The organism is Collimonas sp. OK607, assembly GCF_900111995.1.
Classification (GTDB): domain Bacteria; phylum Pseudomonadota; class Gammaproteobacteria; order Burkholderiales; family Burkholderiaceae_D; genus Collimonas.
Map to the genome: position 1 here is coordinate 1 of NZ_FOKF01000051.1, position 26,204 is coordinate 26,204.

A 26,204-nucleotide genomic window follows, 5' to 3' on the forward strand; every position below is an offset into this window, starting at 1 on the left:
GGTTTGCAAGCGATCGCCACTGCCAAGCGTCTTGGCGCAGTCATCGAGGCCTCTGATGTGCGGCCTGCGGTGAAGGAACAGATCGAATCGCTGGGCGCGAAATTCCTGGATGTGCCTTTCATTACGGATGAAGAACGGGAAATCGCCCAAGGTGTTGGCGGTTATGCACGGCAGATGCCGGCCGACTGGATGCGACGTCAGGCCGAGTTGGTGCATGAGCGCGCCAAGCAAGCCGATATCATTATCACCACGGCCCTGATCCCCGGCCGCAAAGCACCTGTGCTGATCAGTGAAGACACCGTCAAGGCGATGAAGCCGGGTTCGGTGATTCTCGACATGGCGGTCGACCAGGGCGGTAACTGTCCGTTGTCGGAAAGCGGCAAAACTGTCATCAAGCATGGCGTCCATATCATCGGCGAAGGCAACCTGGCTGCGCTGCTGAGTGCCGACGCCTCAGCGCTGTATGCCCGCAACGTGCTGGATTTTTTGAAGCTGATCGTCAATCCGGAAGGCGGACTGGCGATCAATCTTGAGGACGATATCGTGGCGGCCACCCTGTTGTGCCACGCCGGTGAAGTACTACGCAAATAAGAGGAAAAACATGGAAGTCACCCACACCATCACGAATCTGATCATCTTCGTACTGGCGATCTACGTCGGCTACCACGTGGTCTGGACCGTCACGCCGGCCTTGCATACGCCATTGATGGCGGTCACCAACGCGATCTCGGCGATCATCATCATCGGCGCCATGCTGGCGGCCGGCCTGACCGAAGGTATCGTCGGCCAGGTCGCCGGGACACTGGCGGTGGCCTTGGCCGCCGTGAATGTCTTCGGCGGTTTCCTGGTCACGCAGCGCATGCTGGAAATGTTCAAGAAGAAAGAGCGGAAAGCAGCGCCGAAGGCACTCCCTACAACCGATATCGCGGGAGCCCAATCATGAACATGGCATTCGTTAGCATGAACCTGGTGACGATGTTCTACCTGATCGCCTCGGTCTGCTTCATCCAGGCCTTGAAGGGCTTGTCGCATCCGTCCTCGGCCCGGCGTGGAAATGTCTTCGGCATGAGCGGCATGGCGCTCGCCGCCATCACCACCATCGCACTCATCATCAAACTCAAGGCGCAAGCCGGCAGCACCGGCCTGGGTTTAGGACTGGTGCTGATCGGCCTGGTGGCAGGCGGCAGCATCGGCGCCTTCCTGGCCAAGCGGGTAGAGATGACCAAGATGCCGGAACTGGTCGCGGCGATGCACTCGCTGATCGGGCTGGCGGCGGTATGTATCGCGGTTGCTGCGGTGTCGGAGCCATGGGCTTTCGGTATCGCCGCACATGGCGAGTTGCTGCCGACCGGTAACCGTATCGAACTGTTCATCGGTACCTTCGTCGGTGCGATTACCTTCTCCGGTTCGGTGATTGCCTTCGGCAAGCTGTCGGGCAAATACAAGTTCCGCCTGTTTCAGGGCGCGCCGGTCAGTTTCCAAGGTCAGCATTTGCTCAACCTGCTGCTGGCCGTGGCGATACTGGGGTTGGGAATCATCTTTGTGCTGACCCAGTCCTGGTTGCCTTTCATCCTGATGACCATCATCGCGTTTGCGCTGGGTGTGTTGATCATTATCCCGATTGGTGGTGCTGATATGCCGGTGGTGGTGTCGATGCTGAATAGCTACTCCGGCTGGGCTGCAGCGGGTATCGGCTTTTCGCTGAATAACTCGATGCTGATCATCGCCGGTTCGCTGGTCGGTTCCAGCGGTGCGATCCTGTCCTACATCATGTGCAAGGCGATGAATCGGTCGTTCTTCAATGTGATCCTGGGCGGCTTTGGCGGCGACACCGCAGCAGCGACAACAGCTGGTGCACAAGCCCAGCGCCCGGTGAAATCCGGCTCCGCTGACGATGCCTCATTCCTGCTGGGGAATGCCGAAACCGTCATCATCGTTCCCGGCTACGGCCTGGCGGTGGCGCGTGCGCAGCATGCATTGATGGAACTGGCTGAAAAGCTGTCGCACAAGGGCGTCACCGTCAAGTTCGCGATTCATCCGGTGGCAGGACGCATGCCTGGGCACATGAACGTGTTGCTGGCGGAGGCCGAGGTGCCGTACGACCAGGTGTTCGAGATGGAAGACATCAACAGCGAATTCGCCCAGGCCGATGTGGTGCTGGTGCTGGGCGCCAACGACGTCGTCAATCCGGCTGCCAAGGATCCGAAGTCGTCGATTGCCGGTATGCCGATCCTGGAAGCCTACAAAGCCAAGACCGTCATCGTCAACAAGCGTTCGATGGCATCAGGCTATGCAGGATTGGACAACGAGTTGTTCTACATGGATAAAACCATGATGGTGTTTGGCGATGCCAAGAAGGTGATCGAGGACATGCTAAAGGCGGTGGGCTGAAGCGACATGGTGCAAGCTGCCAGGCAACATGAATTTCATATAGAAGGAGACACAGCAATGCATCATGCCCCATCCCTACAACCGTTTGCCGATCTCGACGGCAAGGTCGCTTTCGTGACCGGAGCATTCAGCGGCCTGGGCCGTCATTTCGCCCTCACTCTGGCGGGCGCCGGTTGCCGGGTAGCGCTGGCCGGAAGACGCGTCGACGAAGGCGAGGCTCTGCTCGCCGAACTGAGGGAGATGGGGCGCGAGGCATGCGTGGTCCGGCTGGACGTGCGCGACGGCAGCTCGGTGGCATCTGCCTTTGCAGCGGCTGCACATGCCCTGGGCCCGGTGCAGATCGTTATCAACAGCGCAGGGATAGCCGTCACCCGCGCCGCCGTTGACGTCACGGAAGACGAGTGGCAAAGTGTGATCGACACCAACCTGAACGGCGCCTGGCGCGTCGCGCAGTGCGCGGCGCGCGCCATGCGCGATACCGGCGGCGGCAGCATCATCAACATCGCCTCGATCCTCGGCTTGCGGGTCGCCCAGCAGGTCCCGGCTTACGCCGCGGCGAAGGCCGGCCTGATCCACCTGACGCGCGCACTGGCGCTCGAATGGGCACGGTACGGCATTCGGGTCAATGCGCTGGCGCCGGGCTACCTCGCCACCAATATCAATGACGCGTTCTTCCAAACTGACAACGGACAGTCGATGATTAAGCGCATTCCACAACGGCGCCTGGGCGCGCCGTCCGAACTGGATGCGCCTCTGCTGCTACTCGCTTCCAGCGCCTCGAGCTACATTAACGGCGCGATCCTGCCAGTCGATGGCGGTCATTCCATCAACACCCTTTGAGTGAGCGCAAATGTCTATGCCAATGAATGCCCTGACCTGCTCCGGCTGGCCGCGAGCATGCAGGGCATCGCGCAACGCGCGGTGGCCGGCAATGCGACCGCCCATGGCACCGCCGAAACTGGCGACGACTGTCTCGGCCGCTGGCGCAACTGGCATGGAGGTATGCCTCCCGTTATGAATCGGGGCCAAGATAACCTCTCCCCGAAAGCCATAGCCGTTGTTGGAAAGTTCTATATAAGATTGGTAGGATATTGGTGATTTTTCGCATGAAAATAATGAAGAATTACCTCTTCGTTGCGCATGATTCGGTTATTGTATTGAATTAAACTTCTATATAGGTATCAAGTGAAAACTGCGCTCCCACCTCCAATGCCCGCCGAACCTTTCAGCAGTGCCGAATACCCTGCCCAAGCCCGGAAAGGGGCATCCACGACAAAGCTGAATAGTGTTTCGGAAGCCATCACCCGCGAGATCGAATCGGGCGCCCTGCGCGAGGGGGACAAGCTGCCTTCCGAAGGCGAACTGGCTGTACTGCACGAAGTCAGTGTCGGCACTATCCAAAAGGCGCTGCTGAGACTGGTTCACACTGGACTCATCATCCGCGAACATGGCCGCGGCACCTTTGTCTCCGGCTCCAAGGTGGCGCCGGCCGATGTACGCCACCTGCGCTTCATCGACGTCAGTGGCAAGGACCTGCCCGCCTACGTGCATGCGCGTTCGGTGAAACGGATGCGGCGCAAGGGTGCCTGGTCCGAGTTTCTCGGCGGCGAAGGTTTCGTGCGGGTCGAGCGCGTTATCAATATTGGCGGGCGCTTCGACCTTTACAGCGAATTCTGGCTGCGCGAAGAAGACTTTGCCGACCTCGGCGAACTCGACCGCGCTTCGCTGGAAAAGAATCTCCGCGAGCTTATTGGCCAGCGCCTCTCACTACCGACACTACGCGTGGATCAGTGGATCCGGTTCGGACCCATCCCGGCCGTGGCGGCACACGAACTTGGGCTGGAAGCCGGGTCGAGCGGGCTGATCATGGAACTGCGCGGCTACACCTTGCGTGACCGGCCGCTTTATTATCAATGCCTTTATTCCGGACCGTTCTCAGAGCGGTTGGTAGTCGTACGTTAGGAGGATAGATGACGAATTCCATTTGGCAGGCGAACGCTCTTGAGGCGTGGGTAACACAAATCTTCACGGCATGCACGATGCCACCGGAACAGGCAGCCGAAGCCGCCGCAATCCTGGTGCGCAGCGAACTGCGCGGTTACAAAACGCATGGCCTGACGCGCGTTGCAGCCTATGCCGCGCGGCTGAGCGCAGGCGACTTTAACCCACTGGCTAAAATGCAAGCGCGCAGCTTCCCCGGCGGCATCGTGCTCGATGCGGACGGCGCCATGGGACAGCTCGCCGGCCCGCACGCTGTGCGCCTGGGTCTGGAGGCACTAAAAAACAGCGCGTCCGTGCTCATCGCCGTGCAATCCTGCGGCCATCTCGGCGCGCTCGGCATCTATGCGCTGCTTGCGGCCGAGGCAGGCGCATTCTGCATGATTGGACAACGCACGCCGCCCATCCTCGCAATGGAAGGCTTCGAGGCGCCGGCAATCGGCCACAACCCAATCGCATTCGGTTGTCCGCTGCCTGGACAGCCGCCGCTGGTGTTCGATATCGCCTGCAGTGTGGCAGCGCGAGGACATATCCTGCTTGCCGCACGCGAGGGACGACCGATACCGGAGGGCTGGGCGCTGACCGCTGCTGGCGAGCCCACGACCGACGCCGATGCCGCGCTGGACGGCTCCTTGTTGCCCATGGGCGGCCATAAGGGAATCGGCATCGCCATGATGGTGGAATGCCTGGCGGGCGCACTGACAGCCAGCGCCGCCTCGCTCGATTCCGGTAAAAACAGTATCCAGAAGGCGGGGGCAGCGGGACGGCAAGGCGGCTTTATCTGGATGGTCAAGCCCGATGCCTTCGCCGAAGAAGACATATTCGGCCAGTATATGGCGCAATGGACGCAGACCTATCTGGCCGCCGGCGGCGACCAGGCGAGATTACCTGGCAATCGTGGCGACACCATGGAGCGCGAGGGCCGACGGCACGGCGTCAAACTGCCCACCGCCATTGCGCGCGAGCTCCAGGCCTTAAGTGAAGAATTCCGTATCAACTTCCCGGAATGAGGGCGGCGCCGGCTTGACTACCGGCCCTCCCTCAAGCAGTACGTGACACATAGATAAAAGCAGCAAATCAAAAACGGCTGGCAAACAGCTGATAACTAACAATGCGCATGACGCAATGGAGATACTATGTTCGTCGAACCTATCAATCACGTACCACCTTCACCTCCCCGCACGCATGGAGCGACGCAAGAGAAATCCATTTCCAAACCGGCAGCCATTACTGCGATCACCGTTGGCAGCGGCCTCGAGTTGTATGAATCGGTGGTTTACAACTTCTTCGCCACGCTGATCGGACCTCTGTTCTTCCCTTCCGCCGATGTTTTCACCCAGACGCTGTTATCGTTCGCCACCTTCGGCATCGGCTATGTGATGCGACCACTGGGCGGACTGTTGGTAGGCCGATATGCCGACCGTGTCGGGCGCAAACCGGCGGTCATCCTGACGCTGTGGTTGATGGGCCTGAGCTCCCTGATCCTGGTGCTGACGCCGACCTATGCGCAGATCGGCATGCTGGCGCCGGTGCTGGTTGTCTTCGCCAAACTGCTGCAAGGCTTTGCCATCGGCGGCGAAATGGGACCGGCTGCCGCGATGCTGATGGAGTATGCCGACGATCGCAACCGCGGCTTTTACATCAGCTGGCAACCGTTCAGCCAGGGCCTGGCCGCAGTGCTGGCGGCACTGGTGGCACTGGCCTTGTCTTCGTTCCTGTCGCCCGAATCACTGAGCTCCTTCGGCTGGCGACTCGCCTTCGTTATTGGCATCATGGTGATCCCCGTCAGTGTCGTGATACGTTCCCGCCTGGACGAAACCCTGATCAAACCCAAACCAAAAGCCGGCGCCGTGAAACAAGCGAGTGGCATGTCGGTGATGCGCGATAACTGGCGGTTGCTGCTGGCTGGCATGCTGTTGATGATCGGCCTGTCCTCGGCAATTCATATCGTCGTCTTCTATCTGCCCAACTACGCCGTCCTGCGACTGCACATTCCGCTGTCGAAAACCATCTGGGCCGGCTTAGTCAGCTCGCTGATTCTCGCCGCCCTGTCACCGTTGTCCGGTTGGCTAAGCGATCAGATCGGCCGCCGCAAAGTGGTGCTCTTCTCGCGCCTGGCGTTGCTGGCGGTGGCCTATCCCGCCTTTGCCCTGCTCAACGCCGAGCCAACGCTCAAACGCTTGCTGCTGGTGACCGCCTGCCTGGCGGTGCCAATGACGATGACAGCGGCTTCGACGCTGGTGCTGGTTAGTGAAATCTTGCCGCGGCACCTGCGCGCCACCGGTCTGTCGGTGACCTACTACGGGGCGGTGGTCATATTCGGCAGCTTTGCCCAGTTCTTTTCGACCATCCTGATCCACGCGACCGGCAACGTCAATGCGCCGGCCTTCTATCTGATCGCTTGCGGATTACTGTCGCTAATCGGTCTGCTGATGGTGCCGGAGACGCTGGGGAAAAAACTGTCTTGAAGACAGCTCGCTAGTCAGCACGTTACCCCACTGAGCAGCAATTGTCTATCGCTGGTTCGGATCCCGGAGCCGCAGAGGCCGGCCGGATCAGCGCAGTTGCTGCAGTGGGTGAAAAATCAGATAGCCAATGAAATACTAACTGGACAGCAAGCAGGTGCGCCGGGCGCAGCAACTTGCCAGCCCCCTCAGGGATGGTGTGGTGCGACGTTGCGGGTATTGCCGACCGTGATCCTAATATCAATTGCGGAACACGCCTGGCGGAACCGCACCAGGAACTGCGGCCGGCAATCTTCTGGCTTGCGTGGATCGTCGCGGCGCGAACTTCGGTAGATTGCGAAAGAACGTGATCTGAAAAAAACGCGGTCCCAATTTTCGTCTGGCAGGACTACGTATCCCCAGCACCGACGTCCAGTTTTTGCTGCGCAATCGCTGCCGTACGCGCCATCTTCCAACCGCCTGGAACAATCTCAGCCAGTTTCAGATACAACACGCTGCCCGAGAAGACGGCCTTGATGCCAAACTTGTGTTCGATAGAGACGCAATGCACATCGTTGCGCGCGCCCAGAAAACCGCCCGTGCTGACTAGGAACTTTGGTACGATGAACGGGGAAATGCGCTTCACGCCGGCTGGCGCGTCAGGCGTACGCGCCAGCACCAGATGGACGATGTTCTCAGCCATGTCATGCTCGCCGTAGGTTATGAAAATCTTGGTACCGAACAACTTGAATGAGCCATCGCCCTGGGGCGTCGCGCGCATGGCCGCCAAATCGGATCCAGCCTGCGGCTCGCTCAGATTCATCGTGCCGGCCCACTTGCCGGAAATGCGCGGATCGAGGCAGGTGGCCTTTTGCTGCTCGCTGCCGGCGGTCGGCGGCACCTCAATTGCGCCATCGGTCAACAAAGCCAAAACGGCAGTCTGCGCTGCCTCAGCAGCGCAGAAATGTCGCTAGAGCGGAACCAGGCATGCCGGTGTCGGGTACTCAGCGTTGCAGTGTTTTCGCGGAAATATTAGCCGTCCAAACGGGCGTTAAAGCCGGATTGGCGGCGTCAGATAAGCCGCCGTTCCCCCAAGCGTTTTCTGACTATCCTTGATTTCCATGCGTGCAATGGACTGTAGATGAACTTCGTCTGGACCATCCGCGTAACGAAGTGCCCGGCCCCAGGTCCAGTGGTCGGCGAGCGGCGTGTCGGGACTGATCCCCATGGCGCCGAAGGTTTGCATGGCGCGATCGCAGACGGCAGTGTGAACGGAGGGCACTAGCGCCTTGATCATGGATATCTCCTTACGGGCTTCCTTGGCCCCCACGTTGTCGATCATCCACGCGGTTTTCAATACAAGCAAACGCGCCTGATCGATCTCGATCCGCGAGCGGGCGATCCACTCAGAAACGGTGCCCTGTTGATGCAGGTATTTGCCAAACGTCTGGCGTTCCTGGGCACGCGCGATCATCAACTCCAGGGCCAACTCTGCCGCACCGATGGAGCGCATGCAATGATGAATGCGACCCGGCCCCAGACGAGCCTGCGCCAGTGCAAAGCCGCTGCCTTCCTTACCCAGCAAATTGCTGACAGGTACACGTACGTTGCGGAACACAATCTCGCAATGTCCCTCGGGAGAGTGATGGTTCATGATATTGATATTACGCACGATCTCTACGCCAACGGTATCTCGCGGCACCAGAACCATGCTCTGCTGTTGATGGGATTCGGCGGCAGGATCGGTTTTACCCATCAGGATAAAAATCTTGCAATTCGGATGGGCGGCGTTAGTAATGAACCATTTTCGGCCATTGATCACATAGTCATCGCCATCGCGCTGAATCAGAGTGGTTATATTGGTCGCATCGGAGGATGCCACGTCCGGTTCGGTCATGGCGAACGCCGAACGGATCTCGCCGTTCAGCAACGGCAGCAACCACTGCTCGCGCTGCGCCGGGGTGGCAAACATATGCAACAACTCCATATTGCCGGTATCCGGCGCATTGCAGTTAAACACTTCCGATGCCCAGCCGATGCGTCCCATGATTTCTGCCAGCGGCGCATATTCGATATTGCTCAAGCCGGTGCCAGGCTCACCTTCTTTCAGATGGGGCAGAAACAGATTCCACAACCCTTCAGATTTCGCCCGTGCCTTTAGATCTTCCATAAACGATACCGGAAAAATACCAGCGTGTACTTCCTCGTTGTACTGGCGTACGCGTGGCAGGATATGCTGATCCATAAAATTTCGCACGCGGGCGCGCAGGTCTTCTACCTTCGGTGTATATCCAAAATCCATGATGGACCTCTCTATCGGTTCGTTGTTCGCTATCGTTGATTACAAGGTTACGCCGCCATCGACGACAATACATTCACCGGTGGTGTAGCTGGCTGCGTCGGAGACCAGATACAGAACAGTACCGGCCATTTCCCTGGGTTCGGCATGACGTCCCATGGGTACTTGCGCGATAACTGTGTTGTAGATTTTTTCATTCTCGAACAGCGCACCCGCAAATTTGGTCTTGGTGAAACCGGGCAGTAGTGCATTGATACGAATCCCCAATGGTGCGCATTCCTTGGCAAAGGCCTTGGTCATGTTGACCACTGCGGCCTTGGTGATGGAGTAGATTCCCTGCATATCACCGGGCTGCAGGGCGTTGATCGAGGCGGTATTCACAATCGCGCCGCCACCGTTTTCTTTCATCAACTTGCCTGCTTCGACAGACATGAAGAAATAACCGCGAATATTGACATCGGCAGTCTTGTTGTAGGCAGCTAGATCTGTGTCAAGAATATGGCCGAAGTAGGGATTGGTGGCCGCATTATTGACCAGGATATCGAGCCTGCCGTGAACCTTCGTGATATGGGAAAACACCGCGGCGATGTCCTCCATCGAACCGACATGACAGGCATAGGCTTCGGCGCTACCGCCTTGCGCAATGATGGCGTCCGCGACCAGCTGACAACCGTCCAGCTTGCGGCTGGAGACGATCACATGAGCGCCTTGTTCAGCCAGCAACTTGGCGATTTCTTCGCCGATACCACGGCTGGCGCCAGTCACGAGAGCGATCTTGCCGGTCAAGTCGAATAGTTTCGTGCTCATTTTTCCCCCAGAAATTTGCTTCTGTTATTTGTAAATCAATGCCAGCGTGGCCTAGCGTTGCTCTTTCTCAAGCATTGTGACCGCCAGCTGCGCCAGCTCTCTGGCCATCTTGCCCACTTGCGGAGCCTTGTCGCTGGAAGCATTGCCGTCCAAGGCGCGTTTCAGCACTCCCTGCACAATCGCCGCCAGTCGGAAAAAGCTAAACGCCAGATAGAACGGCCAATTGTCGATAGCGTCGATACCGCGCAGGGCGCAATATTGGGCGACAAGCGCGGCCTCGGCCGGGATCTCCAATTGCTGGCGATTTTTGGCGGCGAGACCGACAATGTGACCGGTGGAGGGCAAGCGCAAACACATGCAAAAATAGGCTAGGTCGGCTAGCGGATGGCCGAGGGTAGAGAGCTCCCAGTCAAGCACTGCCAGCACCCGTGCTTCCGTGGGATGAAATATCAGATTGTCGAGACGGTAGTCACCATGGACCATGCTGAGCTGGCCGTCCTCTGCCGGCATGTTGGCTGGCAACCAGGCGATCAGCATCTCCATGGCCTCGATGGTCTCGGTTTCGGCAGCGCGGTATTGCTTGCTCCACATGCCAATCTGACGTTCGAAATAATTACCTGAGCGACCGTAATCGCCCAGTCCGACGGCATTCACATCGACATCATGTAGCGTCGCCAACACACGAATCAACTCGCTATAAAGCGGCGCTCGTTGTTCGCTCGGCAACTCAGGCAGCGCCGGGTCCCAGAAGATTCTCCCTTGCTCAAAACTCATTATGTAGAACATACTGCCGATCACCTCACGGTCTTCGCAAAGGAGATAGGCGTGCGCTACCGGCACCTCGGTATTTCTCAGTGCGTCCAGTACACGGTATTCCCGATCCACCGCATGAGCACCTTTTAGCAATGCCCCGGGCGGTTGACGACGCAATACATATTCACCACTTCGGGCTTTAAGGAGGAAAGTCGGATTGGACTGTCCACCTGCAAATTTCTCAGCCGTCAGCGGCCCCTGAAAACCGCTGATCCGGGTCTCCAGATAAGCCGCGAGCTTGACTGTATCAAGGCTATTCACATCAGTTATCATTTACCAAATCTCCGTCTTTTTTCGTTATCCGTGGCTGATCGCGTCCAAGCGACCCAACTGATCAAGGTGCGGAATATTGTTAAAACTAGCGAGTTTGACCGACTGTTTATTAAAGTAATAATGCGAAAAGCTGCTATTTTTAACCTGCAAATTGAGTTCGATGGCAGTGTTCGCGGGAGCGTCCAACACCTGCCTGCTTAACATTCCGATGGGGCCGCCGGAGCTGATTACCAAGACGCGGTGCGCTCCACATTGCTGGATAAAGTGGCGAGCATCATTGACCCGCTGAGCGAAGGCGTCCCAGCTTTCCGGCAAGGTCCCGGTCAATTGATCAACCGCCCAAAGTTGCAGTACCTGCTTCAGTCCTTTGTAAAAATCACGCTTATCGCCCGATGCCAGCCGCTTTAACTCCGCATGGGTTTCACCAAGGGCGTTGTATAGCGCATCGAAATCATATTCATTAAGTCCCGGATGCTCGGTAAAAATCGGGCTATGGTCCATGCCGCAACAAATCCCTTCAGCGGTTTGCCGATGACGCAACTGGGTACCGATGATGATCCGATCAAATTGAATATCGCGCTCGGCAAAGTATTGTCCCAGCCATAGGGATTGCTGTTCGCCTAGCGTCGAAAGTCGATCATAGTCATCCGCTCCGAAGGATGCTTGACCGTGCCGAACCAGATAGAACTCCGCCATGCTGCACCTCATCCGTCGTTGTATAAGCAAATGATAGCGAGCGAATCACCATTGTTAAAATTTATTATATTGATACACTACTATAATTATTGATGATGATTGTCAGCTAAATTGGGGGAGTTTCCATGCGATTAAACCAAGTCGATCTCAACCTGTTTGTGGTTTTTGAGACCATCTATGCCAAACGCAACCTCACCCGGGCGGCAGAAGTATTGTGTATATCCCAGCCTGCGGTGAGCAACGCCCTGTTGCGGATGCGCAAGACCTTTAACGACCAGCTGTTTGTCAGCACGCCCCAAGGCATGGTGCCCACACCAGTGGCCGAGAACATTGTCGGTCGCGTTGGCGAGGCTCTGCAGTTACTCAATGCCAGTGTCCAAGAGGCCGATCTATTTATGCCGATCAGCGCCCAAAGGGTATTCCGGGTCAGCATGAACGACCTGACGGAAACCTTGCTACTGCCCGCACTGGGAGACGTGTTACAGCGGCAGGCCCCGGGGATCCGCATCGAAAGCTACTTTAGCAACCGTCGCGATGTCCCCCGCGAACTGGCGACGGGGGCGCTGGATCTGGCAATTGACGCCCCGCTGATCAATGATCCTCAACTGCGTCACGGCCCGTTGATGAGCGAGCGCTATGTCTGCATGCTGCGCAAGGGTCACCCAATGGCTGATCAAACACTCAGCCTGGAGAACTATCTGGCCTTGGGGCACATCCATATTTCGAGTCGTCGCGAGGGACTGGGGTATGTGGATACGGCGCTCAACAAACTTGGCAAGCCGCGCAAAATTCAGATGCGGGTGCAACACTATATGGTGGCGCCACTAATCGCCATGCGCACTGACCTGGCATTGACAGCCCCATTAGGACTGGTGCAGGGTTATGACGCAATACAGTTGGAGCTGCCATTTCAGCTGCCGGCTATGGAATGGCATCTGTACTGGCACCGCAGTGCTGACCGTGACCCGGCTAACGCATGGCTGCGGGACAAGTTGCTGCAGTTTATGCGCGCGGTGAAATAGGTATCGTTCTGGTACAGCAAAGCGAGGATCTGGTACCGGTGCTGGACGGCCAGGTCGACATCCAACGCGCGTTCTGGCTGGTAGCCGCCACCGAAACCCGCAATGTGGCGCGGGTTGCTGCACTCTGGCGTTACCTGCGCGAAGTGATTGAACCTAACCGCGCGTTCTTGATGGGTGAGTCGCGGCAAATGATCTACCCGGATACATCAGATACAATTACCAACGCTTGATTTCACGGCACCATCCTCTTAAAACCACCATCCCGACTCACCATGATCCTGACCGGCCCGGAACTCGCCCAAGCACTTGAACAAGCCGAAGCGACACATTTGAGTCGGCAAGTTGCCGCCTGCAGCCAGTTGCGTGGATACGAACAATCCCGCGCCATTGCCATCTGCGGCGGCATCGCTGCGGTGACAGATCCTGCGTTCGGACGCAAACTCAATCACGTTACAGGGCTGGGGATGGGAGCCGCGGTGAACACCGATGAACTGGCGCAACTGGAAAGTCTCTATGCCGCGCAGGGATTGGAGACGCAAATCGATGTTTGTCCTCACGCCGACGGCAGTACGCTTGCAGTCCTGGCCGAGCGTGGATATTCCGTCAACGCTTTCAGCAACACTTACGTGCGCGCGCTGGCGCCGACGGATACCTACGTTGCGGAACACGGCGGGAGCGGGATCGAAATAATCACCGACAGAGCATTTGTCGAAGCTACATTTGTCAGCGACTCAGTCGCCGGATTTTCCGTGCAGGCGGTAAGTCGCCCTGTCGTTTTACTGGAAACACTGGCGCAAATAGCGCTGCAGCGAAGCGATACGCTTCTTTTCGCCGCAACCATAGATGGCAAGGTAGCCGGTACTGCCGGCATGAGCCTGATCGAGACAGCTTCGGGATTACTTGCGCATCTGTATATCGCCAGCACGCTGCCGGCGTATCGAGGGCGCGGGATCCAACTGGCGCTCCTGAGAGCCAGGCTGACCGCGGCCCGCAATGGCGGCTGCACGCTCGCCGGTGTCACCGCCAGACCGGCCAACACCAGCGGGCGCAACACTGAACGCGCAGGCTTTAGCCTGGCTTACACCAAATCGACCTTTATCAAGACTCGTTGATTTCTACCGCAATACCCTCAGACTGCACCGTGATTGCACCGGGTTCAAAGGTTTTACCACTTAAACGCAGCTCATCGGCGGTAAACGTATAGATCGGATAATCCTTCAATACCTGCTCCGCCACGGCGGCGCCGATTTGATTCAGCTGCGGCTTGTATTGCGCCGGCACACCGTTGAAATCGATGCTATCGACGGTCGGGTTATCCAGCAGGATGGCGCGCGTCGCTTTGTCATACCGCAAACCGCTACTCAAGGTAATAGTGCCATTCAACGGCGCAGCCAGCAGCAGCGGGCTGAGCACGTCGACATTCACCCGCGTAAGCACGCGGTTTTGCGCCGGATTGAGGGTCAGGTGCGGATTCCTCAGGCCGACATTGAACACTTCCGCGTAGCGCAACCGCTGCGGAAACTTGCTTTCGATAGCGGTCTGCAGTTGCTTTTGCGAAAACGTATATTCATTGGACCAGATGTTGTAACCAGCCCAGGCGGTAGTGGCAACAACCAGCGCGCCAATCGCCAATAGGGACTTCATCAGTTTGCGTCGTTTCATATGCTTTATTTCCTGTCGCTTGCAGGTTGCGGCTTACGGCGTGCTGCGATTACAGTTGCCCGCAGACCAACAGCTGTTGTATTACTCAAGCTTGTAGTATAGATGGATATCTTCAGGTTCAAGCTGAACCGCTTGCGCGATATTTGCTGCTATAGTGCCATGTTGTCATCATCGATTCACCCCCTCCTCTTCAATAAACGATTCCACGAGAGACACATGAAGAAAAAACACCTGATATCGCTGGTTGTTGCCTTGTGCTGCACCACTTCCGCCGTTTCCTTTGCGCAGACCGCCCAGGCTGACCAGGCCCTGCTGCAGGCCGCGCAAAAGCGCAAGGACATTCTGGTCAAGGACTTGGCTACTTTGGTCAACATCGATTCCGGCACCGACGACGCTAAAGGTCTGGCGCAGGTTGAAGCCGTGTTGGCCCAGCGTCTGAAGGAAGTCGGCGCAAGTGTCGAGATCGTCGCCGCGCCGCCGGCTGCCGGCAAGATGGTGATTGGCAAATTGCAAGGCACTGGCACCAAGAACATCATGCTGATGATCCATTACGACACCGTGTTCGGCGTCGGCGAAGCTGCCAAGCGTCCGTTCAAGATCGTCGGCAACAAGGCCTTCGGCCCTGGCGTAGCCGATGCCAAGGGCGGCGCGCTGCTGATCGTTTATGCACTGGATATCGCGCGCGAACGGGGCTTCAAGGATTACAAGACACTCACCGTGCTGTTCAATCCGGACGAAGAAAAAAGCTCGCTCGGTTCGCGCGACATGATCGCCAAACTGTCATCCGACCAAGACTATGTATTGGTGTTTGAACCGCCTGAAGCCGACGTCGTGACGGTGGCCACAAACGGCATCGCTTACGTTCACCTCGACGTCAAGGGCCGCGCTTCGCACGCCGGATCGGCGCCGGAAGCCGGCCGCAACGCTGCCGTCGAATTGTCCAACCAGATTATCCAGCTCAAGGATCTGGGCAGCGCAGCTAAGGGTACGACCGTCAACTGGACCGTGATCCAGTCCGGCGACCGCGTCAATATCATTCCGGAAAAAGCCAGCGCCACCGCCGACATGCGCATGTCCGACGTCAGCGAAATCCAGCGCGTGCAGGCAGATGCCGACAAGATCGTCCAGAAAAAACTGATTCCTGAAACCGAAGTCAGCGTCAAGGTGGAAAACCGCCGTCCGCCGTTCAGCAAGAACGCCGCCAGCGACCATCTGGCTATCACTGCCGATAGTATCTACAAGGAACTCGGCAAGTCGATCACGCCGGTGTCCATGCGCTACGGCACCGATGCCGGCTTCGCCTACAATCCCAAGACCGGCAAGCCGGTGGTGCTGGACGGCATGGGCATCGTCGGCGACCGCATCCACTCGTCGGACGAATGGGCCGATCTGGACAGCGTGGTGCCGCGCCTGTACCTGACGGTGCGCATGATGGAAGCGATGGGCAAAGAAAAATAGGTAATCGACAATAATGAGGGCAGCTATGGCAAAGGCTAAGATTTAGTACAACTTAGTACGATTTATCGTGCAATCTTCTGCTGTAGCATCGCCTTCACTTCCGGCCATTCGGAATCGATGATACTGAAGCGTACCGAGTTGCGCTTCCGTCCATCCGGCATGATGCGCTCGTGCCGGACAACTCCTTCCTGTTTTGCACCGATGCGTAGAATCGCGGCTCGCGATTTTTCGTTAAGTTCGTCCGTAGTGAATTGCACGCGGACAGACTGCATCACCTCGAATGCGTAAGCCAACAGCAGGTACTTCGCTTCAGTGTTTATACCTGACCGCTGGACAGAACTGCTCAACCAGGTGTGTCCGATTTCCATCTTCCTGTTCATACGGTCGATTTTCCAGAAACGTGTGCTGCCGACGACCAGCCCGGTATCGCGCCTGATCATTACAAAAGGCATCACCGTTCCAGCCTGCCGCCCTTCCAGCGCGGTAGCGATGTACTTGTCGATGGTCCCAGGTCCCGGAACGACAGTCACCTTCATGTCCCACAATTGACCATCTGCAGCAGCGTTTAGCAGGGCCGCGGCATGTTCCGGCTGAAGGGGCAGGAGTTCAACTAGCTTGCCGACCAAGGTGGGCTGAATAAATTGAGGAGCGTTGTCGTTCATTCCGTGTCAGCTTTCGTTTCAATACCGTCATCATAAACCGCCGAGTGGCGTTTCATCCCGACGTCTGCAAGCAGGGATAATACGAACGGTCGCAAAGCCGTTTCATTAATTCTCCCGCAAGAACCAGGTTTAGTTCGGGAGTTCACTTCGTATATACAAGCGGGCCACAGTTTACCCGGCTTGCCGCGGATTAAAGCAGAATTGCATTACTTGACAGACAATTCCGCCGCGCAGTCTTTGCCGGCATGTCGATTTAGAAGATTCTCGTTCGACTAGATATCAAGAACTCCCTGAATCCTGCGACTCGACGATCTATTATTGTGGAGTCCATCATCTATGGAAAGACCAGACATGACTAAAAATTCCATCTCCACCGCATCCGCGCATCGCGACCGGCGCGGGCTGGCGCTGATTGTGCTGTGCCTGGGAGTATTGATGATCGTGCTCGACACTACCATCGTGAATGTGGCGCTGCCATCGATCAAGACCGATCTGCGATTTTCGGACACTTCGCTGGCCTGGGTGGTGAACGCCTATATGCTGACTTTTGGCGGTTTCCTGTTGCTAGGTGGCCGGCTGGGGGATTTGTACGGACACCGGCGGCTGTTCCTGTTAGGTATCGCGCTATTTACCTTGGCGTCCCTGGCTTGCGGATTATCAACCACGCAAGGCTTCCTGCTGGCGGCACGCGCGGTACAAGGACTGGCCGGCGCCGTAGTGACGGCGGTGGCGCTGTCGCTGATCATGGATCTGTTCACCGAACCGGGCGAGCGCGCCAAGGCAATGGGCGTCTACGGTTTTGTCTGCGCCGGCGGCGGCAGTCTCGGCGCGATGCTGGGCGGGTTGCTGACTGACACCCTGAGCTGGCACTGGATTTTCCTGGTCAATCTGCCGATCGGTATCGCCGTGATCGCGCTTTCGTTGCGGTTGCTGCCGGCTGTGCACAGCCAGGCGCAATCCCGGCATCTGGATGTGTTCGGCGCCATCACCGTTACCGCTGCGCTGATGCTTGCCGTGTATGCAATCGTAAATGGCAATGAAGCCGGCTGGGCCTCGCCGCGCACGCTGAGTCAGCTCGCCATTGCCGCCGCATTGCTAGCGGCGTTCCTGGTAATCGAGACGCGGGTGCGGGCGCCATTGATGCCGTTGCGGCTGTTCCAGTTGCGTAATGTCGCGGTCGCCAATGTGGTGGGCGTGTTGTGGGCTGCGGCGATGTTCGCCTGGTTCTTTCTCTCTGCGCTCTATCTGCAACTGGTGCTCGGCTATACGCCGCTGCAAGTCGGCCTCGCCTTCTTGCCGGCCAATCTGATCATGGCGGTCTTTTCGCTGGGGATCTCGGCTAAACTCGTGATGCGCTTCGGTATCCGGCGGCCGTTGGCGGCGGGCTTGTTGCTGGCGACGTGCGGGCTCCTGCTGTTTGCGCGCGCACCCGTCGATGGCGGCTTTGCGGTCGATGTATTGCCCGGCATGATCCTGCTCGGCCTGGGCGCGGGGATTGCATTCAATCCGGTGTTGCTGGCCGCAATGAGCGATGTCGCGCCGTCCGAATCCGGACTCGCCTCAGGGGTGGTCAACACCTCTTTCATGATGGGCGGTGCGCTAGGTCTTGCGGTACTTGCCAGCCTGGCGGCTTTGCACACCGAGAATCTGCTGGCTGCCGGCACGCAGCCACTGACCGCGCTCAACGGCGGTTATCAGGCAGCTTTCCTGGTGGGAGCCTGTTTTGCCGGTTTGGGAGCCGCACTTGGCGCCCTGCTCTTACGCACCAGGACGGTGGAGGGCGTCGTACCTGCCTGATCTCCAGTCGCAGAGTTTTTACGGTATATGCGATTGGCAGCCCGAACTAACCGGGGTCAGAGTGAACTTTCGCAGGCCTTATCGCGAAACTTCACTCTGACCCCGGTTAGTGGACCACGGAGTAGGAGCCGTAAAACGGAAAGAAACAAACCCGCGAAAAGTGAACTGCCTTTCTCCGAAACCGTGATGTAGGGTCAGAGTCAAGTTTCGCGATAAAACCTGCGAAAGTCGACTCTGCCCCCAGATCACTAAGTCGTCGATTCGCGACTGCACATCGTTACTTTTGTAATTACCTATGGCCTATGAGATGGAGGACATATCGATGTTAACAAATGGATTTCAAACAGACCCTGAGAAAGAAGTAAGGAAAGGCGCAGATTCAGAACTGATAGACGAGACTGAATACGATTCGATGGTGGCTGAATTCGACCTGCTGTGGGGTCGTACAACCACGCCACAGGAACAGTCGCGCATGGAGCGTATGATCCGGTTGATCGATGCCTTTGAAAATAGCCGGAATAGTCAGAATGGCCATCGCCAAAATTAATTTGCATTCGGGATTAGAATGCACGGCTAGGCTCATACGTCACCTGCATTCATACTGATCGGACGGCTCATGCAAAATGTCATTTCCATAGTAAATCTTTCCAAGACCTACGCCTCTGGCTACCGGGCGCTCAACAATATCAATCTCGACATCCGCCGTGGCGAAATCCTGGCATTGCTAGGGCCGAACGGCGCCGGCAAAACCACCCTGATCAGCTGCATCTGCGGGATCCTGAACATCTCCGCGGGGTCAGTACGGGTGGATGGCCACGATATCGTCAAGGATTTCCGCCCCGCCCGATCGCTGATCGGCCTGGTGCCGCAGGAACTGACCACCGATGCCTTCGAAACGGTGTGGGCTACCGTATCTTTCAGCCGCGGACTATTCGGCAAGCCGGCCAATCCTGCCTACATAGAGAAAGTACTCAGGGATTTATCGTTGTGGGACAAGAAGGACAACAAAATCATGACACTGTCCGGCGGCATGAAGCGTCGCGTGCTGATCGCCAAGGCCTTGTCGCATGAACCGCAGATCCTGTTTCTCGACGAGCCGACCGCCGGCGTCGACGTCAACTTGCGCCACGACATGTGGGAACTGGTCCGCTCGCTAAGGGAAAGCGGCGTTACCATCATCCTGACCACCCACTACATCGACGAGGCCGAAGACATGGCCGACAGGATCGGCGTGATCAACAAGGGCGAGATCATATTGATCGAAGAGAAAAAAGAACTGATGCGCAAGCTCGGTAAAAAATTGCTGACGCTGCAGCTGGAGAAACCGCTAGACCATGTTCCACCCGAGCTTGCAGCCTACAACCTGAGTTTGTCCAGCGACGGCAGCCAGCTAGTCTATACCTACGAGAACGACGGCGAACGCGTCACCATCATTTCGCTTTTGAATGCCCTCAGCGAAGAAGGCATTCAGTTCAAGGATATCCAGACCACGCAGAGTTCGCTAGAGAATATTTTCGTCAACCTGATCAAGGACGAGCAATGAATTTCCACGCAATCCGCGCAATTTACATGTTCGAAATGGCGCGCACCGGACGCACCCTGCTGCAAAGCATCGTCGCCCCGGTGATCTCGACCTCGCTTTATTTCGTCGTCTTCGGCGCCGCGATAGGTTCGCGCATCGCCCAGATCGACGGCGTCAGCTATGGCGCATTCATCGTCCCCGGACTGGTCATGCTGTCGCTGCTTACGCAAAGCATCTCGAATGCCTCGTTTGGCATCTACTTCCCCAAATTCACCGGTACCGTTTATGAACTGTTGTCCGCGCCGGTGTCGTATCGGGAAATCGTACTGAGTTATGTTGGCGCGGCCGCCACCAAATCGATACTGCTCGGCCTGATCATCCTGGCCACGGCGGGACTATTCGTACCGCTGCAAATCGCGCATCCGTTCTGGATGATCCTGTTCCTGGTGCTAACGGCCGTGACCTTCAGCCTGTTCGGTTTCATCATCGGTATCTGGGCCGACAATTTCGAAAAGCTTCAGCTGGTGCCGTTGCTGATCATCACGCCGCTGACTTTTCTCGGTGGCAGTTTCTATTCCATCAAGATGCTGCCGCCGGTCTGGCACACCATCAGCCTGTTCAATCCGGTGGTTTACCTGATCAGCGGCTTCCGCTGGAGCTTCTATGACAATGCCGATGTGAGCATCACGATCAGCCTGACGATGACTATCGTGTTCCTGACCGTTTTCCTGGCAATCGTGGCCTGGATCTTCAAGACCGGGTATCGGCTCAAGTACTAGACTCAAGCACTAAACTCAAGTATCAGGTTCAAGCAAACGATCTATCAACTTTGAAAGCAACCATGCCCGCAGCAAGCCCTCTTTCCATAGTTCAAGCACAACTTGACGCCTATAACGCCAAAGACATCGACGCCCTGCTGATGACTTATGCAACGGATGCCGAGCAGTACCTGCTGCATGGTGAGATGCTCGCACGCGGGCATGAACAAATGCGAGCCCGCTTCCTGGCCAGGTTCACCGAACCGGATCTGCACGCCGCCCTGGTTTCTCGTACGATCATGGAGAATGTGGTGATTGACCATGAAATCGTGACCCGTAATCTTCCTGAAGGCGTAGGCAGCGTCGAAATGCTTTGTATTTACGAAATTGCGAACGGTCGCATCCAGAAAGCGTCGTTTGCAATTGGCAAGCCAAAATTGAATACGCCAATCCATGCCAAGGCTTAGGTGAGACTCGATTAACGATTGATGATTGACGATTAAACAGAGAGTGGAACAGAGGTAGTTTATGCCGACGCAAGCACCCACCGCATCTCACCATGAGCAAGAACCTGCTTTTCACCTCCGTCCCGCGCAATTGCACGATGTACCGGTTCTGGAAGCACTTATCACACGCTCCGGCATCGGCCTGAGTGTCGGCTTTTATACGGATGAGCAGGCTGCGGCCGTGACACGTTACGTCTTTGGCGTCGACACGCAGCTCATTACCGACCAGACCTACTTCATTATCGAAGACGCCGGCCAGGCAGTGGCGTGTGGGGGATGGAGCAAACGCCGTACTCTTTTTGGCGGCGACCGGGCCAAGAGCGACCCGGATCCATTGCTGGATCCGGCGCACGAGGCCGCTCGCATACGTGCATTCTTCGTTGATCCCGGGATGGCGCGTCGCGGGCTTGGCAGCCAACTCATGCAACATTGCATGGAGCAGGCTAGCCTGAACGGCTTCAGCGCACTTGAACTGGTCGCAACGCTTCCCGGCGAACCGCTGTACCTGGCCTACGGCTTTGCTATCATCGAGAGATTCGAGCTCGATCTGCCGGGTGGGGTTCTGGTGCCCGTGACGCGGATGAGGAAGAACCTCCGTGAAGAGCAAACATTTACCCAATGAATCAACAGGATATGCACCACAAATTTGCAAGCCTCCAGCTGCCCCTGTATCTGATCGCCGCGGCGGTCTTGCTGGTGGGATTATTATCCGCCGGGTTGATCTATCGTACCGCCGCGGAACAGGAAAATCGCGCCGCCAGCTACCAGATCATAGACGGGCACGCCTATGAAGTCGCGCCAGGCGATTCAAAGGCTTATCTGCGTGACATGGAGCTGTATGGCGGGACATCGGGAATCTTGATCGCCAACTTCAATCGATGGTTGGGCAGCCTGTGGCACGGCAAGCGGCTGGCGTACGTGCTAGCGATATTTTCGGTTGTCATAGCCTACATCTGCTTCTCGGTGGCGCGCGGCCTGATGCCCGACCAGCCGGAAAACCAGAACAAATAAAGCGCTGAAATCACGTTTCAGGCCACGTCCTGCTCCTGCATCGCTTCGGAGACATCATAAAGGACGGTAACGAGTAGCAAAATGCCGCGTTTCATTGTGCAATATTCGTTATCATATTCAATAGTTAGTTAGCAATTAACTCAATAATTAACATCAAGAAAGAAATCGCCCGGCTACGCTGGGTTATGATCGCTGTTATTTCCTGCAGAGTGAGCCATCCATGTACAGTCTATCCTCCCAATCGCCCGAGCGGGGCTGGTCACTCTGGTGGAAACCAGCCCTGTTCGTACTGGTGGCCGTGGTAGGCCTCTATTACGTCAAATGGTCCCCCTACTACCTCAAATCCTTCCTGGCCGCGGACAAGCACAGTATCGGCGCGTCCATCCTCAACGATAACCAGGGATCGCCCGTCGCCGCAGCTCTGACCTATGCCAAGGTATATTTCCTGGCAATCTGGAAAGCCGCGGTGCTAGCGGTGATCCTGGGTTCGCTGCTGCAAGTGCTGATCCCGCGCGACTGGCTGCTGCGCCTGTTCGGCCGTGCCGGCTTCAGTTCAGTCTTGCGCGGCGGCTTGTTCGCCCTGCCTGGCATGATGTGCTCTTGCTGCGCCGCCCCGGTTGTCGCAGGGATGCGCCGCCAGCAAGTCTCGGTGGGCGCGGCGCTGGCCTTCTGGATCGCCAATCCTGTGCTTAATCCGGCCACACTGGTGTTCATGGGCTTCGTGTTGGGCTGGGGCTTTACCGCCCTGCGCCTGGTGGCGGGCCTGGTGCTGGTATTGGGTGTCTCACTGATCGCGCAGCGCGTTTCCGGCCCCGAGGAAACGCCTGAACCGGCACAGGAAGCAGTTGCCGAGGCCGCCGCCCCTGATTCGAAAAACTTCCTGGGACGTTGGTCGCGCAGTTTATGGCAGCTGTTCTGGAGCACTATCCCGGTGTATATCCTGGCGGTACTGGCGCTGGGAGCAGCCCGGGTCTGGTTGTTCCCCCATGTCGATGGCGCCATGGGCAACAGCCTGCTCTGGCTGGTACCGCTTGCCATCGCAGGGACATTGTTCGTGATTCCCACGGCAGCCGAAATTCCTATAGTGCAGACCATGATGTCGCTGGGCCTGGGCATGGCGCCGGCAGTGGCATTGCTGATGACCTTGCCAAGCATCAGCCTGCCGTCGCTGCTGATGCTGCGCAAGAGCTTCGATACCAAGGTGTTGGTTACTGTCGCGTTGCTGACGATACTGGTAGGCGTAGTTAGTGGACTGGTCGGAGCACTGCTGCTTTAGGCGTCGGGATTTTGTGCGGCATCTGGTCGCGGCAGGTACCTCGGGTCAGGCCTCGGGTTCGTGGCAAACCACTTCGATGTTGTGCCCGTCCGGACCAATGACAAAAGCTGCATAGTAGTTCGCGTGGTAGCGCGGGCGCAGACCAGGTGCGCCATTATCTTTGCCGCCCGCCTCCAGGGCCGCCCGATAGAAAGCTTCGACTTGCCGGCGATTCTCGGCCGTGAACGCCAGGTGAAGGTGCGCCGGCCTCTCCTCGGTTTGGTACAAGCACAATGAAGCCTTACCCTTTGGGCAAAGCTCGACGCCATACGTCGGCGGCCCCTCCGAGGCAACAGCTACGCCGAGCGGCTCGAGTGCCTTGAGGAAGAATGTTTTGCTCGCTGCATAGTCGCTGACTCCGAATTTGACGTGGTCAAACATGAGTTCTCCTGAATGGCAAAGCGGACACGCGTTCGCTTTGCCTATATTAATCGTCTGCGCAAGACTTCTCCAGCATGTCGTGCATCGCAAGCACTGGTACCGAGCAATCCGGGCCGGCGCAAATGCCAATGGCAGGCGTTTTCGCAGGTCCCTGGCGGCTCGGAGCCTGGGTTTATCATACCGACTCAGCCAAATCTGCTTACTTGCCGGACATGAGTTTCCTTATGCATAATGACGGCATGAATATTCGGTTCGCCTAATAACAGTCAGGCGTCATGCAGGATCCATCAAGAGGCCATTTTTCCATGAGTGACATTCAAGAACGAATCACAGCCAGCTTCAATTCGCAAGGCCTTATGGCGACCCTCGGCGCGCAGCTTGTCTCAGTCGCAGATGGCGAGGTGCAAATAGAACTGCCATTTTCCACCCTGCTCTCCCAACAGCATGGCTATGTACACGCCGGCGCAATAACAAGTGTTGTTGACAGTGCGTGTGGATACGCGGCGTTGACCAAGGCGCCTCTCGACAGCGATGTCGTCACCGCCGAGTTCAAGATCAACTTCGTGCGACCCGCGATTGGCGAAAGATTCCTGGCAGTCGGAACAGTACAGACTTCGGGCAAGCTACTCGCTGTCTGCACAGGCGAGGTCCGAGCCTTATCGGCAGGCGCCTGGAAAGTCGTTGCCATCATGCAGGCAACGATCATCAATGTCCGTGCCTGACACCTGGCCGCATCTTAATCTCCCGCACTCAGAATAATGACCGATCTGAAAGCTGTATCCATTTCCCCCGATTCGGACGTCGACGACACTTCAGTCCGTCGCCGCTCCCTGATGGCAGCCTGTAGCGCCCACGCAGTACATGATGGCCTGACCGACGTTATCTATGTGCTGCTGCCTATCTGGCAGTCACAATTTTCGATCAGCTACGCTCTGGTGGGACTGCTGCGCGGATCGTATTCCGGCATGATGGCCGGCTTCCAGCTGCTGGCCAGCCGGCTGGCAAAACGCTGGGGGCGAGAACGCATGCTGGTGGGAGGGACGGCCCTGGCCGGCATCGCCTACCTGATTGCCAGCCAGGCCGGAAGTTTGACCGTACTGCTGATCGCGCTGTTGCTAGGCGGTTTGGGCGCCAGTACCCAGCACCCGCTGGCGTCCTCATTGATCACCGACACGCATGAAGCAGGCGGCGGCGTCAAAGAAGCGCTGGCACAGTACAACTTTGCCGGAGACATCGGCAAGACGTTGATACCCGGGCTGATAGGCCTGTTGCTGGTGGCCGTGAGTTGGCAGACCAGCGTTACGCTGATAGGCCTGCTCGGCCTGGTTGCGGCCGGTCTGCTGTGGTGGCTTATTCCGGCAAAGAGCGAACAGGCATCTAGCAAGGCGAAAGCCGCCAAGGTAATAACCGGAAGCGGTTCGGCTACCGGGCTACGCGCTCTGCTGCTGACCGGCACCCTGGACAGCGCGGTGCGGATGGGGTTTCTCACCTTCCTGCCATTTCTATTGAAAAGCAAAGGCGCCGGCATTGCAGGTATCGGTTTAGCGCTGTCGTTATTGTTTGTTGGCGGTGCGTTCGGCAAATTGTTTTGTGGCTACCTGGGTGCGCGCATCGGCATGATGAAAACGGTGTGGATAACGGAATCCGCGACATCGCTGTTGATCTTGCTAGCGGTGTGGTTACCGCTGTTCGGAATGATGGCGATGCTGCCACTGCTGGGGCTCGCATTGAACGGGACATCGTCGGTACTGTACGGCGTGGTACCGGAATTGGCCGGCGCAGGCAAACGCGAACACGCTTTCGCGCTGTTCTATACCTGCACCATAGGCGGCGGTGCGCTGTCGCCCGTATTGTTTGGCCGACTGGGCGACGTCGCAGGAGTCCCCGCTGCGTTGATAACCCTGGCGGCGATCCTGCTGTTCACGTTGCCGTTGTCGTGGCTGGTGCAGAAAGAGGTGGGCAGATGATTGCTACTTATTCACGTCAAAGTTAGCAGTCGCAGGATATCGGCTCGATAGATTGCGACTTCGATCGGCTGCAAGCGGCCCAGAGTGTGTAAAAACGCGGCCGTCCTTGGGAATCATATTTTCACCGTTTTTCGGCCATCCGTGTAAACGCAATTAATCCCAAGACGTTATTTGGCTATGTCATCAAACGGCGGGGTAGCTAGATGAAGCGCTTTATCCAAGGAGAACATCGCACGCAAGGAACGCTGCTCCCCGAGCATTTGGATGACTACATCACCGAACAGAATCCAGTGCGCGTCGTCGATGTGTTCGTCGACGAACTGGACCTGGCCAAGTTCGGATTTGGTGGCGTCGTTCCATCGGAAACTGGCAGGCCTTCGTATCATCCTGCAATGCTCTTAAAGATATACATCTACGGCTAT

28 protein-coding genes and 2 pseudogenes are annotated in these 26,204 nt (G+C 57.2%); 22 read left to right on the forward strand and 8 right to left on the reverse strand.

Translation table 11 applies throughout. The annotated features are described in order from the left end of the window. The 7 genes and pseudogenes from BM029_RS22830 to BM029_RS22865 form a co-directional block, all read left to right on the forward strand. Positions 1–591, forward strand: a pseudogene (locus BM029_RS22830) (NAD(P)(+) transhydrogenase (Re/Si-specific) subunit alpha); the annotation flags it as partial. Between the two features lie 10 nt (positions 592–601). Next, positions 602–943: an NAD(P) transhydrogenase subunit alpha part 2 gene (locus BM029_RS22835; protein ID WP_092440003.1), complete on the forward strand. Its 342-nt coding sequence runs from the start codon at positions 602–604 to the stop codon at positions 941–943. A gap of 2 nt (positions 944–945) precedes the next feature. Further along, complete coding sequence (locus tag BM029_RS22840) at positions 946–2,391, forward strand: NAD(P)(+) transhydrogenase (Re/Si-specific) subunit beta (protein ID WP_092440052.1); 1,446 nt, start codon at positions 946–948, stop codon at positions 2,389–2,391. Between the two features lie 57 nt (positions 2,392–2,448). Beyond that, positions 2,449–3,231: an SDR family NAD(P)-dependent oxidoreductase gene (locus BM029_RS22845; RefSeq protein WP_092440005.1), complete on the forward strand. Its 783-nt coding sequence runs from the start codon at positions 2,449–2,451 to the stop codon at positions 3,229–3,231. A 369-nt stretch (positions 3,232–3,600) separates the two neighbouring features. Beyond that, positions 3,601–4,353 (forward strand): GntR family transcriptional regulator, encoded by a 753-nt coding sequence (locus BM029_RS22855; RefSeq protein WP_092440008.1) that lies wholly within the window; start codon positions 3,601–3,603, stop codon positions 4,351–4,353. Positions 4,354–4,361: 8 nt separating this feature from the next. After that, positions 4,362–5,399, forward strand: a complete 1,038-nt coding sequence (locus BM029_RS22860) for an Ldh family oxidoreductase (protein WP_092440010.1) — start codon at positions 4,362–4,364, stop codon at positions 5,397–5,399. 126 nt (positions 5,400–5,525) lie between these two features. Beyond that, a complete protein-coding gene (locus BM029_RS22865; RefSeq protein ID WP_092440012.1) occupies positions 5,526–6,857 on the forward strand; it encodes an MFS transporter in 1,332 nt (443 codons plus the stop codon). A 505-nt stretch (positions 6,858–7,362) separates the two neighbouring features. On the opposite strand, the pseudogene BM029_RS22870 reads toward BM029_RS22865, so the two are convergent. The 5 genes and pseudogenes from BM029_RS22870 to BM029_RS22890 form a co-directional block, all read right to left on the reverse strand. Further along, positions 7,363–7,770 (reverse strand): annotated as a pseudogene (locus BM029_RS22870) (acyl-CoA dehydrogenase); the annotation flags it as partial. Between the two features lie 114 nt (positions 7,771–7,884). Further along, on the reverse strand, positions 7,885–9,135 hold the full coding sequence (locus BM029_RS22875; protein WP_092440015.1) for an acyl-CoA dehydrogenase family protein: 1,251 nt from the start codon (positions 9,133–9,135) through the stop codon (positions 7,885–7,887). Positions 9,136–9,174: 39 nt separating this feature from the next. Beyond that, on the reverse strand, positions 9,175–9,939 hold the full coding sequence (locus tag BM029_RS22880) for an SDR family oxidoreductase (protein ID WP_092440017.1): 765 nt from the start codon (positions 9,937–9,939) through the stop codon (positions 9,175–9,177). Between the two features lie 51 nt (positions 9,940–9,990). Continuing rightward, the gene (locus tag BM029_RS22885; protein ID WP_092440019.1) at positions 9,991–11,025 is read right to left on the reverse strand and encodes a phosphotransferase; all 1,035 of its coding nucleotides are present in this window, start codon (positions 11,023–11,025) and stop codon (positions 9,991–9,993) included. Between the two features lie 24 nt (positions 11,026–11,049). Next, positions 11,050–11,721 carry a histidine phosphatase family protein gene (locus tag BM029_RS22890; RefSeq protein WP_092440021.1) on the reverse strand — a complete coding sequence of 224 codons (672 nt, stop codon included), beginning with the start codon at positions 11,719–11,721 and terminating at the stop codon, positions 11,050–11,052. A gap of 125 nt (positions 11,722–11,846) precedes the next feature. On the opposite strand from BM029_RS22890, the gene BM029_RS22895 reads away from it, so the two are divergent. The 3 genes from BM029_RS22895 to BM029_RS22905 are packed head-to-tail and all read left to right on the forward strand — an operon-like array spanning position 11,847 to position 13,855. Beyond that, complete coding sequence (locus BM029_RS22895) at positions 11,847–12,743, forward strand: LysR family transcriptional regulator (protein ID WP_092440023.1); 897 nt, start codon at positions 11,847–11,849, stop codon at positions 12,741–12,743. Beyond that, positions 12,698–12,973 carry a hypothetical protein gene (locus BM029_RS22900; RefSeq protein ID WP_211482527.1) on the forward strand — a complete coding sequence of 92 codons (276 nt, stop codon included), beginning with the start codon at positions 12,698–12,700 and terminating at the stop codon, positions 12,971–12,973. Before BM029_RS22895 ends, BM029_RS22900 begins: the two co-directional genes overlap by 46 nt. A gap of 42 nt (positions 12,974–13,015) precedes the next feature. After that, positions 13,016–13,855 (forward strand): GNAT family N-acetyltransferase, encoded by an 840-nt coding sequence (locus BM029_RS22905; RefSeq protein WP_092440025.1) that lies wholly within the window; start codon positions 13,016–13,018, stop codon positions 13,853–13,855. Here the strand turns inward: BM029_RS22905 and BM029_RS22910 are convergent. Continuing rightward, positions 13,842–14,405 (reverse strand): DUF1439 domain-containing protein, encoded by a 564-nt coding sequence (locus BM029_RS22910; protein ID WP_092440027.1) that lies wholly within the window; start codon positions 14,403–14,405, stop codon positions 13,842–13,844. The two genes, BM029_RS22905 and BM029_RS22910, sit on opposite strands and share 14 nt — an antisense overlap. A 216-nt stretch (positions 14,406–14,621) precedes the next feature. On the opposite strand from BM029_RS22910, the gene BM029_RS22915 reads away from it, so the two are divergent. Next, positions 14,622–15,863, forward strand: a complete 1,242-nt coding sequence (locus BM029_RS22915) for a glutamate carboxypeptidase (protein ID WP_092440028.1) — start codon at positions 14,622–14,624, stop codon at positions 15,861–15,863. 62 nt (positions 15,864–15,925) lie between these two features. Here the strand turns inward: BM029_RS22915 and BM029_RS22920 are convergent, their stop codons facing one another. Continuing rightward, positions 15,926–16,525, reverse strand: a complete 600-nt coding sequence (locus tag BM029_RS22920; RefSeq protein WP_092440030.1) for a GNAT family N-acetyltransferase — start codon at positions 16,523–16,525, stop codon at positions 15,926–15,928. A gap of 351 nt (positions 16,526–16,876) precedes the next feature. Here BM029_RS22920 and BM029_RS22925 point away from each other — a divergent pair, with 351 nt between their 5' ends. The 8 genes from BM029_RS22925 to BM029_RS22960 all read left to right on the forward strand — a co-directional run bounded on the left by BM029_RS22925 (position 16,877) and on the right by BM029_RS22960 (position 23,395). Then, complete coding sequence (locus tag BM029_RS22925; RefSeq protein WP_092440032.1) at positions 16,877–18,322, forward strand: DHA2 family efflux MFS transporter permease subunit; 1,446 nt, start codon at positions 16,877–16,879, stop codon at positions 18,320–18,322. A gap of 322 nt (positions 18,323–18,644) precedes the next feature. Continuing rightward, positions 18,645–18,869 (forward strand): hypothetical protein, encoded by a 225-nt coding sequence (locus BM029_RS22930; RefSeq protein WP_092440054.1) that lies wholly within the window; start codon positions 18,645–18,647, stop codon positions 18,867–18,869. A 69-nt stretch (positions 18,870–18,938) separates the two neighbouring features. Next, positions 18,939–19,865 (forward strand): ABC transporter ATP-binding protein, encoded by a 927-nt coding sequence (locus BM029_RS22935; protein WP_092440034.1) that lies wholly within the window; start codon positions 18,939–18,941, stop codon positions 19,863–19,865. Beyond that, on the forward strand, positions 19,862–20,623 hold the full coding sequence (locus BM029_RS22940) for an ABC transporter permease (RefSeq protein ID WP_092440036.1): 762 nt from the start codon (positions 19,862–19,864) through the stop codon (positions 20,621–20,623). The genes BM029_RS22935 and BM029_RS22940 overlap by 4 nt, the downstream gene beginning before the upstream one ends. A 62-nt stretch (positions 20,624–20,685) precedes the next feature. Beyond that, entirely contained in the window at positions 20,686–21,069 is a 384-nt protein-coding gene (locus BM029_RS22945) for a nuclear transport factor 2 family protein (protein ID WP_092440038.1), read from the forward strand. A gap of 61 nt (positions 21,070–21,130) precedes the next feature. Then, positions 21,131–21,730: a GNAT family N-acetyltransferase gene (locus BM029_RS22950; RefSeq protein WP_092440040.1), complete on the forward strand. Its 600-nt coding sequence runs from the start codon at positions 21,131–21,133 to the stop codon at positions 21,728–21,730. Further along, complete coding sequence (locus BM029_RS22955; protein WP_092440042.1) at positions 21,727–22,119, forward strand: hypothetical protein; 393 nt, start codon at positions 21,727–21,729, stop codon at positions 22,117–22,119. Before BM029_RS22950 ends, BM029_RS22955 begins: the two co-directional genes overlap by 4 nt. Before the next feature lie 220 nt (positions 22,120–22,339). Further along, the gene (locus BM029_RS22960) at positions 22,340–23,395 is read left to right on the forward strand and encodes a permease (RefSeq protein ID WP_092440044.1); all 1,056 of its coding nucleotides are present in this window, start codon (positions 22,340–22,342) and stop codon (positions 23,393–23,395) included. A gap of 45 nt (positions 23,396–23,440) precedes the next feature. On the opposite strand, the gene BM029_RS22965 is transcribed toward BM029_RS22960, so the two are convergent. Continuing rightward, positions 23,441–23,815: a VOC family protein gene (locus BM029_RS22965; RefSeq protein WP_092440046.1), complete on the reverse strand. Its 375-nt coding sequence runs from the start codon at positions 23,813–23,815 to the stop codon at positions 23,441–23,443. Positions 23,816–24,120: 305 nt separating this feature from the next. Between BM029_RS22965 and BM029_RS22970 the strand changes: the two genes are divergently transcribed. The 3 genes from BM029_RS22970 to BM029_RS22980 all read left to right on the forward strand — a co-directional run. Beyond that, a complete protein-coding gene (locus BM029_RS22970; RefSeq protein WP_092440048.1) occupies positions 24,121–24,537 on the forward strand; it encodes a PaaI family thioesterase in 417 nt (138 codons plus the stop codon). Positions 24,538–24,573: 36 nt separating this feature from the next. Continuing rightward, positions 24,574–25,782, forward strand: coding sequence for an MFS transporter (locus BM029_RS22975; RefSeq protein WP_092440050.1), 1,209 nt, complete (start codon positions 24,574–24,576; stop codon positions 25,780–25,782). 203 nt (positions 25,783–25,985) lie between these two features. After that, a partial coding sequence (locus BM029_RS22980; RefSeq protein ID WP_139217325.1) for a transposase occupies positions 25,986–26,204 on the forward strand: 219 nt, incomplete at its 3' end.